The sequence below is a fragment of the Epilithonimonas xixisoli genome (genome assembly GCF_004365655.1).
GTDB classification, from domain to species: Bacteria; Bacteroidota; Bacteroidia; order Flavobacteriales; family Weeksellaceae; genus Epilithonimonas; species Epilithonimonas xixisoli.
On record NZ_SOEO01000002.1, the window covers coordinates 211,345 to 232,846 of the forward strand.

21 protein-coding genes are annotated in these 21,502 nt (G+C 37.1%); 7 read left to right on the top strand and 14 right to left on the bottom strand.

The features are described 5' to 3' along the window. Positions 1-246: 246 nt before the first annotated feature. The 5 genes from rpsJ to B0I22_RS08285 form a co-directional block, all read right to left on the bottom strand. The gene (gene rpsJ, locus B0I22_RS08265) at positions 247-552 is read right to left on the bottom strand and encodes a 30S ribosomal protein S10 (protein ID WP_002661363.1); all 306 of its coding nucleotides are present in this window, start codon (positions 550-552) and stop codon (positions 247-249) included. Between the two features lie 17 nt (positions 553-569). Then, positions 570-2,687 carry an elongation factor G gene (gene fusA / locus B0I22_RS08270; protein ID WP_133944191.1) on the bottom strand — a complete coding sequence of 706 codons (2,118 nt, stop codon included), beginning with the start codon at positions 2,685-2,687 and terminating at the stop codon, positions 570-572. Between the two features lie 6 nt (positions 2,688-2,693). After that, on the bottom strand, positions 2,694-3,170 hold the full coding sequence (gene rpsG, locus B0I22_RS08275; protein WP_034962875.1) for a 30S ribosomal protein S7: 477 nt from the start codon (positions 3,168-3,170) through the stop codon (positions 2,694-2,696). A gap of 23 nt (positions 3,171-3,193) precedes the next feature. Further along, entirely contained in the window at positions 3,194-3,607 is a 414-nt protein-coding gene (rpsL, locus tag B0I22_RS08280) for a 30S ribosomal protein S12 (protein ID WP_028122160.1), read from the bottom strand. A gap of 115 nt (positions 3,608-3,722) precedes the next feature. Continuing rightward, complete coding sequence (locus B0I22_RS08285; protein WP_133944192.1) at positions 3,723-5,096, bottom strand: hypothetical protein; 1,374 nt, start codon at positions 5,094-5,096, stop codon at positions 3,723-3,725. Positions 5,097-5,234: 138 nt separating this feature from the next. On the opposite strand from B0I22_RS08285, the gene B0I22_RS08290 reads away from it, so the two are divergent. From B0I22_RS08290 to B0I22_RS08315, 7 genes are all read left to right on the top strand, one after another. Then, entirely contained in the window at positions 5,235-5,711 is a 477-nt protein-coding gene (locus B0I22_RS08290) for a Dps family protein (RefSeq protein ID WP_133944193.1), read from the top strand. A 166-nt stretch (positions 5,712-5,877) separates the two neighbouring features. Then, on the top strand, positions 5,878-7,515 hold the full coding sequence (locus tag B0I22_RS08295) for a leucine-rich repeat domain-containing protein (RefSeq protein ID WP_133944194.1): 1,638 nt from the start codon (positions 5,878-5,880) through the stop codon (positions 7,513-7,515). 262 nt (positions 7,516-7,777) lie between these two features. Beyond that, the gene (locus B0I22_RS08300; RefSeq protein WP_133944195.1) at positions 7,778-11,125 is read left to right on the top strand and encodes a methylmalonyl-CoA mutase family protein; all 3,348 of its coding nucleotides are present in this window, start codon (positions 7,778-7,780) and stop codon (positions 11,123-11,125) included. A gap of 97 nt (positions 11,126-11,222) precedes the next feature. Further along, the gene (locus B0I22_RS16245) at positions 11,223-11,414 is read left to right on the top strand and encodes a hypothetical protein (protein ID WP_221411226.1); all 192 of its coding nucleotides are present in this window, start codon (positions 11,223-11,225) and stop codon (positions 11,412-11,414) included. A 109-nt stretch (positions 11,415-11,523) separates the two neighbouring features. Then, entirely contained in the window at positions 11,524-12,729 is a 1,206-nt protein-coding gene (locus B0I22_RS08305) for an NAD(P)/FAD-dependent oxidoreductase (RefSeq protein WP_133944196.1), read from the top strand. 60 nt (positions 12,730-12,789) lie between these two features. Beyond that, positions 12,790-13,245, top strand: a complete 456-nt coding sequence (locus B0I22_RS08310) for a YciI family protein (RefSeq protein WP_133944197.1) — start codon at positions 12,790-12,792, stop codon at positions 13,243-13,245. Further along, positions 13,245-13,616, top strand: a complete 372-nt coding sequence (locus B0I22_RS08315; protein ID WP_133944198.1) for an iron chaperone — start codon at positions 13,245-13,247, stop codon at positions 13,614-13,616. Before B0I22_RS08310 ends, B0I22_RS08315 begins: the two co-directional genes overlap by 1 nt. 15 nt (positions 13,617-13,631) lie before the next feature. Here B0I22_RS08315 and B0I22_RS08320 read toward each other — a convergent pair whose 3' ends face one another. The 9 genes from B0I22_RS08320 to B0I22_RS08360 form a co-directional block, all read right to left on the bottom strand. Continuing rightward, positions 13,632-14,156, bottom strand: coding sequence for a DUF4252 domain-containing protein (locus tag B0I22_RS08320; RefSeq protein ID WP_133944199.1), 525 nt, complete (start codon positions 14,154-14,156; stop codon positions 13,632-13,634). 12 nt (positions 14,157-14,168) lie between these two features. Further along, positions 14,169-15,416, bottom strand: coding sequence for a DUF4252 domain-containing protein (locus B0I22_RS08325; protein WP_133944200.1), 1,248 nt, complete (start codon positions 15,414-15,416; stop codon positions 14,169-14,171). Positions 15,417-15,507: 91 nt separating this feature from the next. Then, positions 15,508-16,245 (bottom strand): hypothetical protein, encoded by a 738-nt coding sequence (locus B0I22_RS08330; RefSeq protein ID WP_133944201.1) that lies wholly within the window; start codon positions 16,243-16,245, stop codon positions 15,508-15,510. Beyond that, a complete protein-coding gene (locus B0I22_RS08335; RefSeq protein ID WP_133944202.1) occupies positions 16,211-16,729 on the bottom strand; it encodes an RNA polymerase sigma factor in 519 nt (172 codons plus the stop codon). The genes B0I22_RS08330 and B0I22_RS08335 overlap by 35 nt, the downstream gene beginning before the upstream one ends. A 375-nt stretch (positions 16,730-17,104) precedes the next feature. After that, on the bottom strand, positions 17,105-18,361 hold the full coding sequence (locus B0I22_RS08340; RefSeq protein ID WP_133944203.1) for a serine hydrolase domain-containing protein: 1,257 nt from the start codon (positions 18,359-18,361) through the stop codon (positions 17,105-17,107). Positions 18,362-18,464: 103 nt separating this feature from the next. After that, positions 18,465-19,397 (bottom strand): 2-hydroxyacid dehydrogenase, encoded by a 933-nt coding sequence (locus B0I22_RS08345; protein WP_133944204.1) that lies wholly within the window; start codon positions 19,395-19,397, stop codon positions 18,465-18,467. 91 nt (positions 19,398-19,488) lie between these two features. Beyond that, positions 19,489-20,013, bottom strand: a complete 525-nt coding sequence (locus B0I22_RS08350) for an acyl-CoA thioesterase (protein WP_133944205.1) — start codon at positions 20,011-20,013, stop codon at positions 19,489-19,491. After that, on the bottom strand, positions 19,985-20,662 hold the full coding sequence (locus B0I22_RS08355) for an HU domain-containing protein (protein ID WP_133944206.1): 678 nt from the start codon (positions 20,660-20,662) through the stop codon (positions 19,985-19,987). The genes B0I22_RS08350 and B0I22_RS08355 overlap by 29 nt, the downstream gene beginning before the upstream one ends. Positions 20,663-20,754: 92 nt before the next feature. Next, on the bottom strand, positions 20,755-21,423 hold the full coding sequence (locus B0I22_RS08360; RefSeq protein WP_133944207.1) for a T9SS type A sorting domain-containing protein: 669 nt from the start codon (positions 21,421-21,423) through the stop codon (positions 20,755-20,757). Positions 21,424-21,502: the final 79 nt, after the last annotated feature.

Below are 21,502 nucleotides of genomic sequence, written 5' to 3' on the forward strand. Positions count from 1 at the left end.
AAAACGTTTTTTAACATCAAATAACCAATCCAAACACAATTAAAATAATAAATTATTATTACCAATATCGAAAGAAATAAAGTCACTTTAAAATAATATAATAAATCAGAAGAACATCAACTATATTATCAACAAAAAAATCCGCTCTCTTTCGAGAACGGATTTAGTATAGTTGCAAAGTTTGATTTGCTTTGAAAACTTCCATCTTCCGACTTCCATCTTCCGACTTCCATCTTCGTGCATTTATCACACTTTAATTTCTACGTCAACTCCTGAAGGAAGTTCTAATTTCATTAGAGCATCTACAGTTTTTGAAGAAGAAGAGTAGATATCCATCAATCTCTTGTGAGCTGATAATTGGAACTGCTCTCTTGCTTTCTTGTTTACGTGCGGAGATCTTAGTACTGTAAAGATTCTCTTGTTCGTTGGCAATGGAATTGGTCCGTTTACAACAGCACCAGTAGCCTTTACCGTTTTTACGATTTTCTCAGCAGACTTGTCCACCAAGTTGTAATCGTAAGATTTTAATTTTATTCTGATTCTTTGTGACATTTCTTTAACTTTAAAAATTAACCTTTTGCTTTAGCAATAATATCTTCAGCAACGTTTTGAGGAGTAGCTTGATACTTCTCTAATTCCATAGAAGAAGTAGCTCTTCCTGATGAAAGTGTTCTTAGAGTCGTAACATATCCGAACATTTCAGATAATGGAACTGAACCTTTGATTACAACGGCACCGTTCTTTTCTTCTTGTCCACTGATTGTACCTCTTCTCTTGTTAAGGTCACCAATGATGTTACCCATATATTCCTCTGGAGTTACAACCTCCAATTTCATAATAGGCTCCATAATTACTGGCTTAGCAGCTTTACCTGCTTCCTTGAAACCAAGCTTAGCAGCTAATTCAAAAGAAAGTGCATCAGAATCCACCGCGTGGAAAGATCCGTCTTTAAGAGTAACTTTAATACCTTCAACTTCGAAACCAGCCAAAGGACCGTTCTTCATTGCAGCTTTAAAGCCTTTTTCAATTGCAGGAACAAATTCTCTAGGAACGTTACCACCTTTGATCTCATTGATGAATTCCAAACCAACTTTACCTTCTTCTGCAGGTCCAAGTTCGAATACGATATCAGCAAATTTACCTTTACCACCAGACTGCTTTTTGTAAACTTCTCTGTGGCTGGCAACTTTTGTTAAGTTTTCTTTGTATTCTACCTGAGGCTGACCCTGGTTAACTTCAACTTTGAATTCTCTTCTCATACGGTCAACAATGATATCTAAGTGAAGCTCACCCATACCAGAAATGATCGTTTGTCCAGAAGCTTCATCAGTTCTCACTGTGAAAGTAGGATCTTCTTCAGCCAATTTAGCTAGAGCGTTACCCATTTTATCCTGGTCAGCTTTAGTTTTAGGCTCAACAGCGATACCAATTACCGGATCAGGGAAAACCATCGATTCTAGAACGATTGGATTTTTCTCGTCACACATTGTATCACCAGTTTTGATAGATTTGAAACCTACAGCTGCACCAATATCTCCTGCTTCAATATATTCTACAGGATTTTGCTTGTTAGCGTGCATCTGATAGATTCTAGAGATTCTTTCTTTATCTCCTGAACGCGTGTTCAAGATATAAGAACCAGCATCAAGTCTTCCAGAGTATGCTCTGAAGAATGCCAATCTTCCTACGAAAGGATCGGTAGCAATTTTAAATGCCAAAGCTGCGAAAGGTTCTTTTACGTCTGGTTTTCTGAAAATCTCAGCATCAGTTCTTGGATCTGTACCTTTGATATCATCTTTATCCAATGGAGAAGGCAAGTATTTACATACTGCATCCAACATAAACTGTACTCCTTTGTTCTTGAATGAAGAACCACAAGTCATTGGTATAATAGAAAGATCGATAGTAGCAGCTCTCAATGCAGCATTAATTTCTTCTTCTGTAATTGAATCCGGATCTTCGAAGAATTTCTCCATCAAAGTTTCGTCATATTCAGAAACAGCTTCTACTAATTTCTCTCTGTATTCCAGAACTTCAGCTTTCATGTCTTCTGGAATTGGAACTACCTCGAAAGTAGCACCTTGTCCTGCCTCATCCCAGATGATCGCTCTGTTTTTGATCAAGTCAACAACACCTTTGAAATCTTCTTCAGCACCGATTGGCAAAACGATTGGAACTGCGTTTGATCCCAACATAGTCTTAACCTGGTTTACCACGTTAAGGAAGTCAGCACCTTGACGGTCCATTTTGTTTACGAATCCCATTCTCGCCACTTTGTAGTTGTCAGCAAGTCTCCAGTTTGTTTCAGACTGAGGCTCTACTCCATCTACTGCAGAGAAAAGGAATACCAAACCATCCAATACTCTCAAAGATCTGTTAACCTCTACTGTGAAGTCAACGTGTCCCGGTGTATCGATGATGTTGAAGTGGTAAGGTTTAGTATCAACTAATGGTTTGCCTTGGTCTGTTGGGAAGTTCCAAGAACAAGTCGTTGCAGCAGAAGTAATAGTAATACCTCTTTCTGCTTCTTGCTCCATCCAGTCCATTGTAGAAGCACCATCGTGAACCTCACCAATTTTGTGATTTACTCCTGTATAGAATAAAATTCTTTCTGTAGTGGTAGTTTTACCAGCATCAATGTGCGCGGCAATACCAATATTTCTTGTAAATTTAAGATCTCTACTCATTTCTAATTAGAATTTAAAGTGTGAGAAAGCCTTGTTAGCTTCCGCCATTTTGTGAGTATCAGATTTTTTCTTGTAAGCAGCACCTTCTTCTCTTGAAGCAGCTACCACTTCGTTAGCCAATTTCAAAGCCATTGACTTATCATTTCTCTTTTTAGAGTAAAGGATTAACCATTTCATAGCCATAGAAATTTTTCTATCAGCTCTGATTGGCATAGGAATCTGGAAGTTAGCTCCACCTACTCTTCTAGAACGTACTTCTACGTGAGGCATAACGTTTGTCAATGCATCTTTCCAGATTTCAAGGGCAGTTTTTTCAGTTTCTCCTTTTTTAGTTTCTACGATATCTAATGCATCATAGAATATTTTGAATGCGATAGATTTTTTACCATCTAGCATCAAGTTGTTTACGAATCTAGTTACCAATTGATCATTAAACTTTGGATCTGGTAACAACGGTCTTTTTTTCGCTTTTGTCTTTCTCATTGTTTCTGTACCTTATTTAATGATTATTTTTTCTTTCCTTTAGCCGGTGCAGCTGCAGCTTGACCTGGCTTAGGTCTCTTAGCTCCATACTTAGATCTTCTTTGAGTTCTACCGCTTACTCCAGCAGTATCCAACGCACCTCTTACGATGTGGTATCTTACTCCTGGTAAATCTTTTACTCTCCCCCCGCGTACCAATACTATCGAGTGCTCTTGAAGATTATGTCCTTCACCTGGGATATAGGCGTTGATCTCTTTACCGTTTGAAAGTCTTACCCTTGCAACTTTTCTAAGTGCAGAGTTAGGTTTCTTAGGAGTGGTAGTATATACTCTCGTACATACACCTCGTCTTTGAGGACAAGAATCAAGGGCAGCCGATTTACTCTTCTTGGTAAGTGCGACTCTTCCTTTTCTAACTAATTGTTGAATAGTAGGCATTTAATTGCTTTTTATTTTAGGGTGCAAAATTATGAATAATTTTTTAATCCACAAGTAGTTAGATTAAAATAATTAGCAAATAAATTTTCACAAAAACAAAAGCACTATGGAATGGTTATTTTAAAATAATTTCAGAAGTATATAGAACCTGAGATTTATCTTTGATGGTATCATATTTTAACCATTTTATTTTCGGATTGATGGTTCCGGCAATGGATTGTTTCACATCGCCTTTTTGGTTGTTGGTATGTTTGTACTGGAAAGATTTATTAATCAAAGGAATTTGATACGTTGTCAAAGATTCGCTTCCGCCTCTTTCATTATTATAAAGATATTTCTTATGACTGAATTTTGACATTTGAGGTTCTATCTGACTTCTATTTTCGAAGTAATTCGCAGGACTTTTCAGACTGTAAACCGTGAAAAATATAAGAAAGAAACAAGCAATCTTAAAAAGTGTTTTATCAGATTTTAAATTATTAAAATACAATATTAAAAACGAAAAGAAAAGACAAACATTGGCAGCCGCCATCATCCTTGTATTCATCTCTTCGATCTGTTGCATCCATCCGGAAACCAAAAGAGAAACAGCGTAAACAGAAGCGATTGTCCATAGTAGAATGTGAAAAACCTGCAATCTCGTTTCTTTTGCTTTTCTGAAATATTTAATGAGATAAACCAATACACCAATATCTATCAGTAAAATAAAAAATTGAAATGCCAAACTTGTCAAACTATTGGAAGCCGGTTTCAACCCGATGTAGGGATTTACTGAATTTGCAGTTCCCAACAAATCTCTAACTATATATATAGGAAGAATCTCCGCCGGCTTTCCTCGAAGATTTTCGCCCGTAAAACTCCCAAACTGCGTAACATTGAACAATAGATAACCTGCAATTCCCAATCCAGACAACACCAAAAATATAAAAATACCTTTCAGTTGAGATTTCTCAGCTTTTCTTAACAACATCAGCGCAAAGAATGCGGCAATCGAGATGTAAACATAAATCCCGGAATATCTGGCAGAAAACATGAGCAACATCAATGCAGATGCAAAGATGATATTCCTGTAAGATTTAGTTTCATCACTAAGGATTTTGTACAAATAATAAAGCAAAAAATAAAACAGAAATATGAATAAGCTTTCAGAAATGGCAATCGAGAAAACAAACAAAATCGTCTTCCCTGTCATCAGCAAAACTGTTTCTCGGGAAAAAAATCTTTTGAAATAGGAAAACAGCAAGATGAAAATCATCATTGTAGTATTCAAAATTTTTGATGCCCAAAAATAATCGCCAAAAATTTCAAAAAACAATCTTAAAGCCGCCGGATATCCCATGGGAAAAAGATTGGTCTCCGGATTTGGCAAATCTGCAGCAATCCCAAAATATGATAAACTGTCCGCATAAACTCCGCCAGAAGGAAGAAAAAAACTATGAATGAAATTTAGAATAAGGATGACAACAGCCAGAACTATATATTTTGCCATGGTTCGAAAGTAAGTTTTGAGCAATATTAAGGATTTTAAGTGTTTTCTCTGAAAAAATTTGAAACTTGATTTTTATCAAACCTTGCTTTTTCGGCACGGATTTTTCTTAAATCTGAGCAACCAAAATATTAATAAAATATGAAAAATGCAGCATTGATCGGGCTTAAAGAAACCGATTGCAAAAAAATCTCAGAAAAACTAAATATCTTACTCGCCAACTATTCCGTTTTCTATCAGAACACCAGAGGTTCGCACTGGAACATCAAAGGTGAACAGTTTTTCACGCTTCATCCAAAATTTGAAGAATTGTACAATAGTCTGGTTCTTAAGATTGATGAGATTGCGGAAAGAATCCTGACTCTTGGTGCAACGCCCGCTCACAACTATTCTCATTATCTTCAAGTTTCCACGATCAAAGAAAGCAAAGAAGTGAGCGATGGAAACAAAAGTGTGGAAATCATTCTCAACGCCTTCAAAGTGGTGATTGATCTCCAAAGAGAACTTCTGGATATCACAGAAAAAGCTGGCGACGAGGGAACCAATTCCCAAATGAGCGACTATATTACAGAACAGGAAAAAGAAGTGTGGATGTACAATTCTTATCTTGGGAAGTAAAATTAATTTCACGAAAAAATAAAATCCAGCCTTATTCCGAGGTTGGATTTTTTTATTTTAAATCAAAATCGCATACTATCTTCATATAAAAATATCATTAATTTTTCACAAAACAGATTAACTAATTCTATTATCCTTTATATTTGCGTTTTAATTTTACACAGTCTTGAAAAAAACTTTATTCTTTTTACTGATTTCCAATTTTATCCTGGCGCAATGGAGCATTTCCAATGCAGAAAGAGGCGCATTGATTAATATTTACAACGCTACCGACGGCGAAAACTGGAACAGAACTTGGGATTTGGAAAAAGATCCTAGAAACTGGTTTGGTGTTGCTATCAAAAATGGTGTTGTGGTAGAACTGAATCTTTCTGGCAATGCGTTAAGTGGTTATTTCCCAACTTACGTTTCCTCTCTATCCAGACTTACAAAACTAGATCTTAGCAACAACAAACTGACCGGTGAAGTTGCAATGGGCGTTTCCGCTCTTAGTTCTTTATCAAGACTGGACGTCAGCAACAACCGACTCATTGGCGACCCTACCAATTCTCTTGCCGGACTTTTCAATCTGGAAGATCTTGGCTTGGGCGGTAATCAATTTACAATTTCTGATGTGAATGGGTTACTCCAAAACTTCAACAACATCAAGATTCTAAATATTGGAGATTTAGGTTTGACAACAGTTCCTGCAAAGATTGCCACTTTCAGCAATTTAGAAACTTTGGTTTTGGACAACAATCCAATTGTTCCAAACGGATATGGAAACATCGCCGGACTTACCAATTTGAAAACACTTTCACTTTCCGGAAATAGCCTGGCTCAAATCCCAACTCAGGTTTCTCAACGCACGCAACTCACAAACTTGAATCTTGGCAACAACGCTCTCACCGAGCAAACGCTTACCGGACTTTCCAATCTAGTAAACCTACAATGGCTCTCTTTGGAGAACAACCAATTGGCTCAAGTTCCGGCACAACTTCCGCAACTCACAAAGCTACAAACACTTAATCTCGGTAGAAACCAAATCACTGGAGGCGTTTCTGCATTGGCATCTTTATCCAGTCTTCAGCAATTATTTCTAAACAACAATCAACTTTCAGGCGGTTTTCCATCAGCTTTATTGGGAATGTCCAGATTGATGATGCTGAATCTCAACAGCAACCAACTCACTGGCGAGTTGCCAAACCGACTTCCGGCAATCACGCACATCAGCAACAATCGTTTTTCCAAAAATGACCTCTCCAATTATATCGAAGATTTTGCAGAGCAAACAGATTTCAACTATTCGCCTCAGCGTTACGATGCTGTGAAAACCGTTTTGGCAGTCGCAGGTCAACCGGCAACTTTGGATCAATCCCTTTCTGGAGATTACACTTTCACGTGGTTCAAAAATCTAGATCAAAAACTTAATAACAGCACAGAAAACCTCAACTTCAACAATGTAGAACAAACAGATTTTGCTGTTTACACCGCCGAAGCTTACAGTTACAAAATGTTGCAAAACAATATTCTATTCGATCTTTCTTTATTCCGTGAGCCGATCACATTGGGCGATGCCTTGGCAACTTTAGAAACATCAGAACTTAAGGATCTCAACATCTATCCCAATCCAGCAACAGATTATGTCAACATCATCAATCTAAGACACAACATAGAAAAAGTTGTAATTTTTGACCTAAGTGGCAAGCAAATGCTATCAGACAGCAAACAAAGAATCCACGTTTCCAAACTCCCATCAGGTGTTTATTTGCTGTCCGTAAAAACAAATGTTGGCATCAAAAATTTCAAATTCATCAAACAATAATTTTTTAGGAGCTATTTCCCGCTTTTCACTGCTACTCCTCGCGCCAATGCATTTCCCATCGCTAGCTGTGGGGTATCCGTTGCAATCGGGGCTATGGGGTTTGTCATCCAATCAAAAAGTCAAAAAAAATCGAAGCCTTGTTTTTTTCATTTCTCTGTCTCTAATCTCCAAATCTTTTAATCTCGCATCTCCCAAACATCCATCTCCCATCCTTTCCCATTTCCCAAAAAATATTATCTTTGAAACCTATCGATAATATAAAATGGAAACCCAAAAATATACGCCAACAAACAAAGTAAGAATTGTAACAGCAGCTTCATTATTCGACGGGCACGATGCGGCCATCAATATTATGCGTCGTGTCATTCAGGGAACAGGATGCGAAGTTATCCACCTTGGCCACGACAAATCTGCTGAAGAAGTAGTGAACACAGCGATTCAGGAAGATGCCAATGCCATTGCATTAACTTCTTATCAAGGTGGTCACAACGAATATTTCAAATACATCTACGACCTTTTAAGGGAAAAAAACTCTCCGCAAATCAAAATTTTCGGTGGTGGCGGCGGCGTCATTCTGCCCGAAGAAATCGAAGATATTATGTCTTACGGAATCGACAGAATTTATTCTCCGGACGACGGCCGTGAACTTGGTTTACAGGGAATGATCGACGATTTGGTGAAAAGATCAGACTTTGCAACAGGAAAAGAAGTGACTGCCGAAGATTTAGATAATATCAGTTTTGAAAATTCTACAAGCATTGCAAAAATCATTTCTGCCGTTGAAAACTTTTCAGAAGAAAAACCGAAATTGGTTAAAGCCATTGACGAAAAATCAAAAGATTTAAATATTCCAATCATCGGGATTACGGGTACAGGTGGAGCCGGAAAATCCTCTTTGACAGATGAATTGGTAAGACGTTTCCTCCGTTCAAATCCTGGTAAAAAAATTGCGATTATTTCCATCGACCCTTCAAAAAAGAAAACCGGAGGTGCACTTTTAGGAGACAGAATCCGTATGAATGCGATCAATGACCCGAGAGTTTATATGCGTTCGATGGCGACGAGAGAAAACAATGTTTCTGTTTCTCCGTTCATTCATTCTGCTTTAAATGTGTTGAAATTAGCTCATCCGGATGTTATCATTTTGGAAACTTCAGGTATCGGACAATCCGGTTCGGAAGTTTCGGATTTTGCTGATGTTTCAATGTACGTAATGACTCCTGAATATGGAGCTTCCACACAGTTGGAAAAAATTGATATGTTGGATTATGCAGATTTGGTTGCATTAAATAAATCCGACAAACGTGGTGCTTTGGATGCACTTCAAGCGGTAAGAAAACAGTTCCAGCGAAACCATTTGCTGTGGGAAAGTCCGTTGGATGATATGCCGGTTTATGCTACAAAAGCATCTCAGTTCAATGACCACGGAACGACCGATTTATATAATCGATTAATCGAAAAAGTTAATGCTAAATATTCTGATTTAAATCTGAAAGGTTTTGTTGAACAGGAAGTTTCAGAAGACATCACGATTATTCCTCCAAAAAGAGTCCGTTATTTATCTGAAATTGTTGAAAATAATAGAATCTACGACGCCAATGTTGAAAAACAGGCAGAATTAGCAAGAAAAATGTATCATATTGAAGGAGTGAAAAAATTCCTTTCTAATGAAACTTTAGATACTGAATATCAGAAAGCAGAAAAAGACCTTCAACAGGAAAATATCGACTTTTTGAAAAACTGGGATGACACGAAAGAGGCTTTCAAAGCTGAATTTTATTCCTATTTCGTTCGTGGAAAAGAAATTAAAGTAGAAACCTCAACAGAATCTTTATCTCATTTAAAAATTCCAAAAATATCTCTTCCAAAATATACCGATTGGGGAGATTTGATTAAATGGAAAGGTCAGGAAAATCTTCCTGGAGGATTCCCGTACACAGCGGGAATTTATCCTTTCAAAAGAACTGGTGAAGACCCGACGCGAATGTTTGCCGGAGAAGGCGGACCGGAAAGAACCAACAGAAGATTCCATTACGTTTCTGCTGAAATGGATGCAAAGCGTTTGTCAACCGCGTTTGACTCGGTGACTTTGTACGGACAGGATCCTGCCCTACCACCGGATATTTACGGTAAAATTGGAAATGCGGGAGTTTCAATCGCAACATTAGATGATGCTAAAAAATTGTATTCCGGATTTGATTTGGTGAATGCAATGACTTCCGTTTCAATGACGATCAACGGACCTGCGCCGATGTTGCTGGCTTTCTTTATGAATGCCGCGATCGACCAAAATGTTGAAAAATATATTGCTGAACACAATCTTGAAGCGAATGTTGAGAGAGCTTTAAAAGCAAAATTTGACGATAAAGGTTTAGCAAGACCAAAATATAACGGAGAACTTCCGCCTTCTAATAATGGTTTAGGTTTAAAATTATTAGGACTTACCGGAGACGAAGTGATTCCAGCCGAAGCTTATGCTGAAATTAAGGCTAAAACAATCGCGACCGTTCGTGGAACAGTTCAGGCTGATATTTTAAAAGAAGACCAGGCTCAAAATACCTGTATTTTCTCCACTGAATTCGCCCTTAGATTGATGGGTGACGTTCAGGAATATTTCATCACAGAAAAAGTAAGAAACTTTTACTCGGTTTCCATCTCAGGTTATCACATTGCCGAAGCGGGTGCAAATCCGGTTTCTCAGTTGGCATTTACATTGGCAAATGGTTTCACGTATGTGGAATATTATCTGTCAAGAGGAATGAACATCAATGATTTTGCACCCAACTTATCCTTCTTCTTCTCCAACGGTATCGACCCTGAATATTCAGTAATCGGACGTGTAGCAAGAAGAATCTGGGCAAAAGCAATGAAATTAAAGTACGGAGCCGATGAAAGAAGCCAGATGTTGAAATACCACATTCAAACTTCGGGTCGTTCGCTTCACGCTCAGGAAATTGATTTCAATGATATCAGAACAACGCTTCAGGCGCTTTATGCAATTTACGATAACTGTAATTCACTTCACACCAATGCGTATGACGAGGCAATTACAACGCCGACTGAGCAGTCTGTAAGAAGAGCGATGGCGATTCAGTTGATTATCAATAAAGAATTAGGATTGGCGAAGAATGAAAACCCGCTTCAAGGTTCATTTATTATTGAAGAATTAACGGATTTGGTGGAAGAAGCTGTTTATGCAGAATTCGACAGAATCACAGAAAGAGGTGGCGTTTTGGGTGCAATGGAAACGATGTACCAACGTTCGAAAATTCAGGAAGAATCAATGCATTATGAATGGCTGAAACACACCGGAGAATATCCAATCATCGGGGTAAATACTTTCTTAGGAAAAGATGGTTCGCCAACGGTTCGTCCGGGAGAAGTGATTCGTTCGACTGAAGAAGAAAAACAGGTTCAGATTGAAACGCTTCATAATTTCCAGAAGTCTAATGAAGATAAATCGGAGGCCGCTTTGAAAACGTTACAACACGCTGCTATCAATCAACAAAATTTATTTAATGTAATGATGGATGCTGTGAAATACTGTTCGCTTGGGCAGATTACCAATGCTTTGTTTGAAGTGGGTGGGAAGTACAGAAGAAATATGTAGGCGAAGTATTAATAGTTTGTTTTCATAAAAATATAAAGTTTTCTTAAAATAATTATTTTCTAAAAAGGAAATTTATATTTGTAAAAAATAACAAAAAATGAACAAATTAATTACAATCATTTCAATAATATCCTGCGTTTCATTATTAAACTCTTGTAAGCCTCAACAAATGAGCCAATATCCACCAAGTGATATCAGTAGAAATACAGAAGAATCGAAAAAGACAATAGAAACAACAAAAGTGGAAGTCAATTCAATAAATGATTTTGGAAAGCCTGGATCTCGATAAGATTCATTAACGAAAAAAATCCAAAACCGCAGAAATCTCTGCGGTTTTTTGATTCCAAAAATTCTCGGTTTGCTTTTTGATTACAAGCATCAGAATCAAATATTAATTTATGAAACTCAAATCTCCCGAACCATTCTGGCTTGTAAAAGACGGCATCAAACATTCTTATCCTTCGCTCAGAGAAAACATCGAAACTGAAATTCTAATCATCGGTGGTGGAATTACCGGTTCTTTTCTTGCACATCAAATGATAAAAGACGGCTTCAAAACTGTTTTAGTTGACCGACGAGAAATCGGGAACGGAAGTACGAGTGCTACAACATCAATGCTGCAATATGAGATTGATATTCCGCTTTTCGAACTCTCAGAAATGATTGGGAAAGAAGGTGCGGAGAAATCTTATTGGGCTTGTTATGATTCTATTAATGATTTGCAGAAAATTGCTAAAGAAGTGAAATCAGAATGTGGTTTTAGGAAAAAACAATCCCTTTATTTTGCAGCTTTCAAAAAGGATGTTGCGGATTTGAAAAAGGAATTCGAAGCCAGAAAATCGGCGAAGTTTCCTGTGAAATGGCTTTCGTCTGAGGAAATCAGCAAGACATTTAAAATCGAAAATACGTTTGGCGGAATCCTTTCCGAACAAGGCGGAAGCATCGATGCTTTTTGCCTGGCGCACGATATTCTGAATTACAATCATAAAAAAGGTTTGCAAGTTTTTGATAAGACCGACATCATTAAATTCGATTATAAAAAAAATGGAGTGACTGCAACCACAGAATTTGGAAATAAAATCAAAGCCAAGAAAGTGATTTTCTGCAATGGTTTCGAAAGTACAGAAATCATCAAAGACAAATTTGTAAATCTATTGTCAACTTATGCGATTGTCGGTGAACAAAACGAGAAAAACCACAAAGAATTGAATGACCTTTTGGTTTGGAATACGGCCGAACCTTACATTTATATGAGAACGACTGATGACAATCGGGTTTTGATCGGTGGTGAAGATGAGGAATTTGTGAATGCAAAAAAACGAGATTCTTTACTTCACGAAAAGGAACAAAAGCTGGTTAAAAAATTGGACAAATATTTACCTAAAAATGATTTCCGCACAGATTTTGTCTGGGCAGGAACTTTCGGTGAAACCAAAGATGGACTGCCTTACATCGGTGAACATCCAGAATTTCCGAGTGCTTATTTTGTTTTAGGTTTTGGCGGAAATGGGATTACTTTTTCTGTTATCGGGATGGAAATGGCTTCTGATTTTCTCAAAGGAAAAAAACACGAATTATCAGAATATTTCAGATTCCGAAGATAATTGTCTTATGCGAATTTGAGATGTCATTTTTTATTCTAAATTTGGAATAAACTTAAACAAATGAAATCACTGTTTGCAATTCTTTCTTTAGTTATATTTTCTTCGTTCGCAAATGCTCAGAATAAAGATTTTAATCAAAAACTGGCAGATTCTCTTGGAGCAGACCAATATGGAATGAAATCCTATTATCTTGTCATTCTCAAAAAAGGAAAAGCTGAAATCACGGACAAAGCCAAGAAATCAGAATTGATGAAAGGTCATATGGACAACATCAACAAACTGGCAAAAGATGGAAAACTGATTGTCGCTGGACCAATGGCGGAGAAAAATCAAAGTGATTACAGCGGGATTTTTATTCTGGATGCGAAAACCAAAGAAGAAGCGGAAAGTTTGGTTCTGACAGATCCTTCTGTAAAATCAGGAATCTTCGATGTGGAAATTTACAAATGGTATGGTTCTGCTGCACTTCCACTCTATTTGAAATCTCACGACAAAATCACCAAAGTCAAATTCTGATGGAAACTTACAAAACTTTTGAGGATTATTTTTCTCACTTCAATGAGGATGTGATTGAGAAATTAGAACAAATCAGAATTGATATCAAGAAAGAAATTCCGGAGGTTGAAGAATGTATCAAATATGCGATGCCGACTTTCATTTTCCACAAGAAAAATCTGATTCACTTTGCGTCCTACAAAAATCATATCGGAATCTATCCTGGTCCAGAAGCTATTACCTTCTACGAAAAAGAATTATCAAATTATAAAACTTCGAAAGGCGCAATTCAAATTCCTTTGGAGGAAGATGTTCCATTAGATTTAATCAAAAAAATCGTGCAACACGGAAAGGAACGAATTCTCAAAACCACAAAAACCACTAATAAATAGTGGCTTGGTGAAAAATTAATTTCTATTGATTTTGATTTGATTTTTCTCTGTAGCATTCATCAATTTTGAAATATCATCTGGCGAAAATTTTCCCTTAACGTCCACAAAGATCGTTTCGTCATTTTCTGCTCTCACCGTGATAATCATTCGTTTGATGATGTCCGAAGATTGCTGTGCATTGAGGCTGATGAGATTGCCTTCTTGCTTTATAGACATCCATTCTTCGTAATTATTTTTGTTCAGATATTTCTGAAATTCAGTTCTAATAGGCGTTTTAGAATCTCCAACGATCAGCACTTTCACATCTTTCACTTTCTTTACCAGATCTATCACTTCTTGGCTCTCATTATCTTCACGCAAAGCTTTTTTCACATAAGATCTTGCAAGAAAAGTCGGAACGTTGATGCTTATAAAAGTCGAACTGTTTTTGAATCCCGGATTGTCAAAGAAATCGGTGTGAACTTTTTTATGAGAAACCATACACGACTGTAGAAAAAAACCGACAATCGTCAAAATAATAATGTATAAAAATCGTAACATAATTCTTTAGTTTTAATTGATTGGTGAGATACTTGCGCCCGTCACTTCCTGGGCAGACTTGGTCACTTTGGAAGGATTTCCTTTGTACTGGATAGAAGCGGCAGAACTTGCACTTGCAGTAATGCTTTCCGTGGTGTTGATTTTCACACTGGATCCCGAAGACGCATCCACAACTGTAGATTTTGTCACAAAATCACCTGCAGAAACCGAACTTCCACTGCTCGCGCTGATGACGCTTGTATTGGCAGTTCCAGATAATTTCAAAGAACTTCCGCTACTCGCATCCAGAGCCAAAGATTTGGTATCAAGATTCATTTTTACGCTGGAGCCAGATTCTATTTCCAAAGCAGTATTGGTAGCGATTTTGAAAGTTCCGGAAACCAATGATCCCGAGTTGCAACTTGCCACAAAACTACTTTCGTTGATAGGCGTCACCGCTTTGAAAGAAGCGCCGGATTTTGTCGTCAATCTTGATAATTTTGGACCAGAAACGGCCACTTTCAGATTATTGATATTCAGGTTTTTCACACCTTTGTTTCGGATGAAGATTTTCAAAATTCCATTTTCCACTTCGGTGATGACGTATTGCTGTTTGTCCGAATCCACATTCACGGTCACACTTTGATTGTTGCTTTGCGTGAAATCTACAGAAACGCCAGTCGAAGCTTCAATTCCCGTGAAAGCGGGAACATTTCTCACACTTACCAGATTAGTGTTATCAGATTTAATCGTTGAAACTGGGTTTACAGAAGTTTTTGTCTGAGTTTCTTCCATCAGTTTGCTCACATCGTCCATAGAGATTTTGCCATCCAGCATCATCAGCACAGAACTATCTTCTGACATAATGTTGAGAATCAAATTATCCATCACATTCGCAGTGATATCCTGAGTCATAAATTTGATTTTAGCATCACGATTGTTCACAGTAACCAATTCCTCATATTTCATATTTTTGAGAGAATTAGCAATTTCCTTTTCAATCTTTCCTTCATTCAAATTTGGATTTTTTGAAGTTCCAGATTTCTCAAGAACCAGCATTTTCAGCCCATTCACTTTTCCTAAAAGTGGTTGGATTTTCCCAAGTTCTTCATTGTCGATTTTAAGATTATTCAACAATTTGAACATCGGTTTTGCAATCTTGATAGAGGTCACACCTTCCGTGTCCTGATATCTATCAAAGAGCTTATTAAGTTCCTCCGTTTGTCCGAAAATATTGGTGGACAGGAGAAATAATACGATTAATAATGATATTTTTTTCATAATTGATATTAAAATTTAATTAATGATTTGCTACTTATTAAGTACTGATTTATCGAATATTCTACGATAGCAATTCATTATTTGTTTGGTGTTAAAAATTAAGAATCTTGTAAAAATCAACCGTTTGATTTTGTGCAGATTCCGCTTGATTTATGGTTTGGGTAACGTTACTTGCGAAATAATTAAAAGTATCCTCTGCCACAGCAATCGCCTCCTGCTCGTTGTAGATTGGTTTTCCGTTGATGATGACGTAATTCGGATTGTAATCTGAATCGGAGTTTACTTTATTTTGATTAAGATTTTCATCTTTTTGTTTTGGTTGATGAGACGCGAACTGCGCTTTTGATTCCTGCTTTCCAAAAACAGTTTTTTTCTCAATTTTTTCTTTCTCAGGCTGTACATTTTGTTGAGCTAAAGCCGGTTGTTGTGCTGTAACATCTTCTGCTGGAGAAGCTTTCGGCTCTTCAATTGGTTTTGGTGTTTCTACAACATTTGCAATTTGTGGTTCTACATTTTCTGGATTATTAAAAATCCAAAATCCGCTGATTCCCATCAATAAAACCAAACTTGCGGCCATCCAATATTGTTGGTAAGATTTCTTTTTCGCAACTGGAAGTGCCACTATTTTATGTTCTTCTGTCACATTTTGCTTTGTCGCTTTGTTTAAGAAATCCTCGAAGCTGATGTCTAGTTTCTCCTGTTTCTCTTCTTTCAGAAAAGAGAAATATAGATTATCGCTTTCATTTTTCAGGAACAATTCTTCTTCTGGCGTCAATTCCTCGCCTTCGAAGAATTTAGATTCCCAATCCTTGTATCTGTCGGTTTTCATACGCATAAAGTTTGTTAATAGATTCTTTCACTTTTTGTCTGGCTCTCATCAGGTTGATTCGGACGGCGTTGTCTTCCATATCCAGCATTTCTCCGATTTCTGAGATTTCATATTCCTCTACATCTTTCAGGTGAATGACCATTTTTTGTTTCTCGGGCAGTTGGGAGATGAATCCCAAAATCTGCTCTTTCATATTGTTTGTTTCGATTTGATAAAGCTCGGACCGATGTCTCGTCTGGCTTGCAAATCCTAATTTTACTTCGTGGTGTTTCAGTCGGTTGAGGCATTCGTTTTTGACACTTCTCATTGCAAAACTTTTCACGTTTTCGATGATTGATAGCTCGTCTTTCTTTTGCCAAAACTTCATCATCAAATCCATTACCACATCTTCCGCTTCGTCTGCGCTCATCAAAAACTTTTTGGCGAAACGATACATCTCATCCTTGAGAATATATACGGTTTCTTTAAAGTTTTCTTGAGTCATAGATTCAGTTTAATGTTTTGAGGTTCAAAGTTTTTGGTTTTGAAACCTCGTATTTCTTGGTTGTTTAAAAGTAAGACATCTGTAGTTTCACTTTTATTACATCAAAAATAAAAAAAGAACTTCAATAATTATTAAAGTTCTGATAATCAATTTATTATTTTGCGAAATATTTTTACATTTCTTACGTTGATTTGTCATTCTGAAAGAATCTCAACTTTTTAGCTTCCGATAGAATTACAAAACTAAATTTTTATTTTGAATGTTGATTTTATGCAGAATCTGCGCCCCGACTTGAGCGGAAATCCTTTTTTGTGGCTGGAAAAGCTAGGCAAAAAGATTGGGAGTGGAAGGCGGAAATAGGCGCCCGCTAAATTATTACTCCCCAGAATTCACAGTTGCGGAATCGGTTTCAGTTGCGCCTTTCGGATTCAATGTTTTGTTCAATTTCTCCGTCTCGTAAGGGAAATTTTCAAACAATCCGGACAATGCCAACGCAGAATAAACGCGCTGAGAATACTTGTTCCCAATGGCAATTATCGTGACTTTCGATTTCAAAAGATGGGCAAAAACCGAATTGGTTCCGTGCCACCAACCGTTGTGATAGGTCAGTTTTTCGCCATTATCGAATTGCTTCATCCGGAACCCAAGACCGTAATTGTTTATTCCTTTTTTCTCGTTGCTGTAAGGTTCGAAGATTTTGTTTGCTAGTTCTGGCTTCAGGAAATCTTTGGAAAACATCGCCACAGAAAAATTGAGCAAATCCCTTGGCGTGGTGTAAACATTTTTGTCTCCATAAATCAAATCGAGATTGTCCAATGGATACAATCTATAACCGCTGAAGAAGGATTGCGACGCAGTGGGAATGTCTTTTTTCTGGAAAATGTAGGAATGATTCATCTTCAAAGGTTTGAAAACAATCTCCTGCATCGCCTCAGGGAAAGGTGTTTCCGTCACTTTTTCGATAATCAGAGCCAAGAGCGCAAAGTTGGTGTTGCAATACATAAATCCGGTGTTGGACATCCTTGCCAACTCGGGTTTGTACTTGATGAGCATTTCCAAAACGCTTTGATTGGTCAGGAATTCCTGTTTCAATTCTTCGGGCGCAGGCGTAATACTTTTGTCAAAATGTTCGTATTTTGGAAGTCCGCTTCTTTGGGAAAGTAAGCTAAAAACGGTGATGTTTTGATAAGGAAATTTGGGGAAAAATTTGGTCAAATCATCTTCCAGATTCAGTTTTCCGGCTTCTACTAATTTGAGAACTGCCATTGCCGTCATTGTTTTGCTGACAGACGCTACGTGAAGTGGCGTGTTTTCATCAATTGGCATTTGCTGGTTTTCTCTGCCAAATCCTCTGTATTTTTCGAACAGAATTCTGTTGCCTTTTGCTATGAGAATTCCACCGCTTAAATCGCTTTGTTCCCAAACTTTTTGATAGTAATTATCGATCAAAGGTAAAATTGAAGTTTGGTTGGCTAAGGTCAAATCTTCTGCCGGAAACACTTTTTCGAGATTTACATTTCCGAAGTTTGGGAGTTTGGAATCGTAAACTTCTTCTGTAGATTCTTTGTCTTTTTTACAAGAAACAATTGACAAAACAATTAAAACCGGAGCGATTACTTTTCTAAAATTCATTATGATCCAAACTTCGTTAAGGCTCGCAAGTTAACATAAAATGAGTCTTTAGAAGACACCAATTTTCTTAAGAATTGTTAAATGTGGAGAAATTTTTGGATACTTAATTTTTGAAATCTGCGAGAATCTTATCAACAATCACTTGAGCAAGTTTTTCTTTGCTTTGACTCGTCCAGCCTGCAATATGTGGCGTAACAATCACTTTTTCAGAATCTAATAGAAATTTCAAATCTTGGTTTTCTACTTCCAGATTTTCAAAAGATGGCTTTTCAAATTCCAAAACATCCAAACAAGCTCCCAAAACTTTTCCATTTTCGATTGCTTCTACTAAATCTTTCGTTTTAAGATTTTTACCTCGAGCTGTGTTGACGAAATAGAAATTCTTCGCCATTTTCGAAATGAAACTTTCATCAATCAAATAATTGGTTTCATCCGTCAAAGGAATATGAAGACTTAAAATATCAGATTTTTTTTGAAGTTCTTCTAAGGAAACCTGCGTTGCAAATTCGTCAGAAAGATTCGGTAAAATATCGTGAAAAATCACCTCAACGCCAAAACCAGAAAGTCTTTTCGCCGTCGCTTTTCCCATATTTCCATAGCCAATGATTCCGAAAGTTTTCCCCAGTAATTCATCACCCCGATTTTCTTCGCGTTTCCAAATTCCATTTTTCACTTCGTTAGAAGCGATGAATAATCGGTTCATCAAAATCAGCAACATTCCCACAACGTGTTCCGCAACAGAATCTCGGTTGCCTTCTGGAGAATTGATAAGTTTGATGTTTAATTGCTCTGCCGTTTCAATATCAATATTTTCCATTCCCGCTCCTACTCGTGCAATGAATTTGAGGTGAGAAGATTTGGTCAGAAAATTTTTGTCTAATGGAATTCGGCTTCTGATGATAATGCCTTCGTAATCCTTGATTTTCTCTAAAACCTCATCGTAACTGGAAGAATGATCTTCCTCTACCACAAAACCTTTTGCAGTGAGTTGTTCAGAAATTAACGGATGATTTTTATCGAGCTGAAGGATTTTCATTTGGCAGGTTTTAGAAATTAGATTTTAGAAATTAGATTATCCAAAACCTTAAATTAAAAAAACGGACAAGAGCCCGTTTTATATTTTAAATTTATGACTCAGTTCCGAGGAACAATTTTTTGAGCTCCACAGAATCCGTTGGTTTCATTCTTCCGGAAAGAATCAGTGATAATTCTTTTCTTCGCAACGCGGCGTGGAAACGTTCTACTTCTTCGTCTGTTTCTGGTTCCAGCTGAGGAATTGGAATCGGACGGTTGAACTCATCCACCGCTACGAAAGTGTAAATCCCCTCGTTGGTATGAATCTTTCGCTGATTGATAGGATCATCCAACCAAACATCTACATAAATCTCCATCGATGTTGAAAATGCTCTGGAAACTTTGGATTCTAAAACCACAATTCCACCTTCCGGAATCGGATGATTGAAGGAAACGTGATTTACAGAAGCAGTTACCACACGTCTTTCGCAATGTCTTGTGGCAGAGATAGACGCCGCGCGATCCATTTTTGACAAGAGTTCGCCTCCGAAAAGATTTCTCAAAGAATTGGTCTCATTTGGGAGCACAATATTTGTCATTATCGTAAGGCTATCTTTTGCTTTTTTGGACTTCTGCATTGGTTGTGGGTTTTAAACTGTCTGTTTTTATAGAATCTTGTTTCGGTGTTACCAAAACTTTGGGTTTTTCGATTTTTTTCGCTACTTTTTTTGTAGGAATCTTTGATGATTTTCCGAATATTAATTCCTGATTACCGAATAGAAAAAGTGAGGCAGAACCTAATATAATCAGGCTTAAAAAAGTCCAAATCACATTCTTATTAAAACTATAATCTTCCGAAAAAATCTTTTTGGATTTTAAAGTTTTGAGATGAAGCAAATCCACTTCTTCAAAACCGAAAACATCGGAATTATTATCATTGATTTTAATGATTTTGTTATCCTCATCCAATTGAAACTGACCAAGATTGTCCAAACTCAAAATCTGATTGTGCTGCAATTTTTGAATCCAATTGGCAACTTCATTTTTCAAATCGGTTTGCACGACGAAAAGATTGGAATTGGTTTCCGTGGCAATATATTTTGCCAGATGATTTTCAAAAACTGTTTCTCTGTGCTGGAAACTGACTGTTTCTTTTGGAGGGATAATAATAGAGTTCTCCGCATCTATCTTAGCAGATTGCTTCGTAAGTTCGAAAACTCCAAAACCGGGAACTTCTGCTGTATTATGCTTCAGAAGATATTGATATAAAAAATATTCAAAATTCATCGCCACAAAACTACATATTTTTTGATGTTAAAGGAAATAAAAAAGCTTGCTTTTTACAGCAAGCTTTTGAAATTGATATGAATAATTAAGGTCTAGTTTGCAAATTTCACAACTTCTGAAACGCCTGCTCCAGAAATTTTAACCAAATACAAACCTTTTTGGTTTAGGTTCAAATCGATTGGAGTTCCTGTAGCATTTACTTTCATCGTTTTAATGACTTTTCCACCGAAGTCGAAAACTGTAAGATCTACATTTCCTTTTGCAGAAGTGAAAAGTTTACCTGCAGCTACTTGAGATTTTGCTTTTCCATTTGCCTCTACAACTGCCATTGTAGTTAGTGTAGTTGGTCCTTCTAAATCTTTATCAGCAGATTGACGAGTCGCTCCGTTGCTTTGATCCTTCATCACGATTCCGATTCTTTGTACCACAGTTCCCGCAGGCATTGTGTTGTTAGAGTTTGAGAAAACTTTTGTGTTAAGATTTACTGTCCCTACATACGCATTTTCTGTTGCATCCCAAGTCAATGTAGAAGTTGAGTTATTCCAAGAATCGTCAAAGTTTCCTTTGTCGTTATCGCCATCTGTCTGAGAAGACCAAACGTGCAAGTAAATAGTTGGCGCACCCTGTGGATCATAGATACTCCAATCTGCAGTTTTACCGTAAGTGATTTTGAATTCACCGTTGTTTACGGTGTGAGTAAGTTGCCCGAAAGCCGTAGCACCCGCCATCAATGCAAGTGCTAGAGAATAAATTTTTCTCATAATTGTTAATTTTTAAGGTCTATATATATTTAGCTAAACATTCCTCACGTGAGTAAATTTAACTAAATGTAAAAATAAT

Bases quoted from the DNA above. Each gene is read 5' to 3' on its own strand.
- rpsJ (WP_002661363.1), bottom strand. From the start codon at position 552: ATGTCACAAAGAATCAGAATAAAATTAAAATCTTACGATTACAACTTG.
- B0I22_RS08300 (WP_133944195.1), top strand. From the start codon at position 7,778: ATGGAAACCCAAAAATATACGCCAACAAACAAAGTAAGAATTGTAACA.
- B0I22_RS08285 (WP_133944192.1), bottom strand. From the start codon at position 5,096: ATGGCAAAATATATAGTTCTGGCTGTTGTCATCCTTATTCTAAATTTC.
- B0I22_RS08325 (WP_133944200.1), bottom strand. From the start codon at position 15,416: ATGAAAAAAATATCATTATTAATCGTATTATTTCTCCTGTCCACCAAT.
- B0I22_RS08355 (WP_133944206.1), bottom strand. From the start codon at position 20,662: ATGAATTTTGAATATTTTTTATATCAATATCTTCTGAAGCATAATACA.
- rpsL (WP_028122160.1), bottom strand. From the start codon at position 3,607: ATGCCTACTATTCAACAATTAGTTAGAAAAGGAAGAGTCGCACTTACC.
- fusA (WP_133944191.1), bottom strand. From the start codon at position 2,687: ATGAGTAGAGATCTTAAATTTACAAGAAATATTGGTATTGCCGCGCAC.
- B0I22_RS08340 (WP_133944203.1), bottom strand. From the start codon at position 18,361: ATGAATTTTAGAAAAGTAATCGCTCCGGTTTTAATTGTTTTGTCAATT.
- B0I22_RS08290 (WP_133944193.1), top strand. From the start codon at position 5,235: ATGAAAAATGCAGCATTGATCGGGCTTAAAGAAACCGATTGCAAAAAA.
- B0I22_RS08360 (WP_133944207.1), bottom strand. From the start codon at position 21,423: ATGAGAAAAATTTATTCTCTAGCACTTGCATTGATGGCGGGTGCTACG.
- B0I22_RS08335 (WP_133944202.1), bottom strand. From the start codon at position 16,729: ATGACTCAAGAAAACTTTAAAGAAACCGTATATATTCTCAAGGATGAG.
- B0I22_RS16245 (WP_221411226.1), top strand. From the start codon at position 11,223: ATGAACAAATTAATTACAATCATTTCAATAATATCCTGCGTTTCATTA.
- B0I22_RS08315 (WP_133944198.1), top strand. From the start codon at position 13,245: ATGGAAACTTACAAAACTTTTGAGGATTATTTTTCTCACTTCAATGAG.
- rpsG (WP_034962875.1), bottom strand. From the start codon at position 3,170: ATGAGAAAGACAAAAGCGAAAAAAAGACCGTTGTTACCAGATCCAAAG.
- B0I22_RS08320 (WP_133944199.1), bottom strand. From the start codon at position 14,156: ATGTTACGATTTTTATACATTATTATTTTGACGATTGTCGGTTTTTTT.
- B0I22_RS08350 (WP_133944205.1), bottom strand. From the start codon at position 20,013: ATGCAGAAGTCCAAAAAAGCAAAAGATAGCCTTACGATAATGACAAAT.
- B0I22_RS08305 (WP_133944196.1), top strand. From the start codon at position 11,524: ATGAAACTCAAATCTCCCGAACCATTCTGGCTTGTAAAAGACGGCATC.
- B0I22_RS08310 (WP_133944197.1), top strand. From the start codon at position 12,790: ATGAAATCACTGTTTGCAATTCTTTCTTTAGTTATATTTTCTTCGTTC.
- B0I22_RS08345 (WP_133944204.1), bottom strand. From the start codon at position 19,397: ATGAAAATCCTTCAGCTCGATAAAAATCATCCGTTAATTTCTGAACAA.
- B0I22_RS08330 (WP_133944201.1), bottom strand. From the start codon at position 16,245: ATGAAAACCGACAGATACAAGGATTGGGAATCTAAATTCTTCGAAGGC.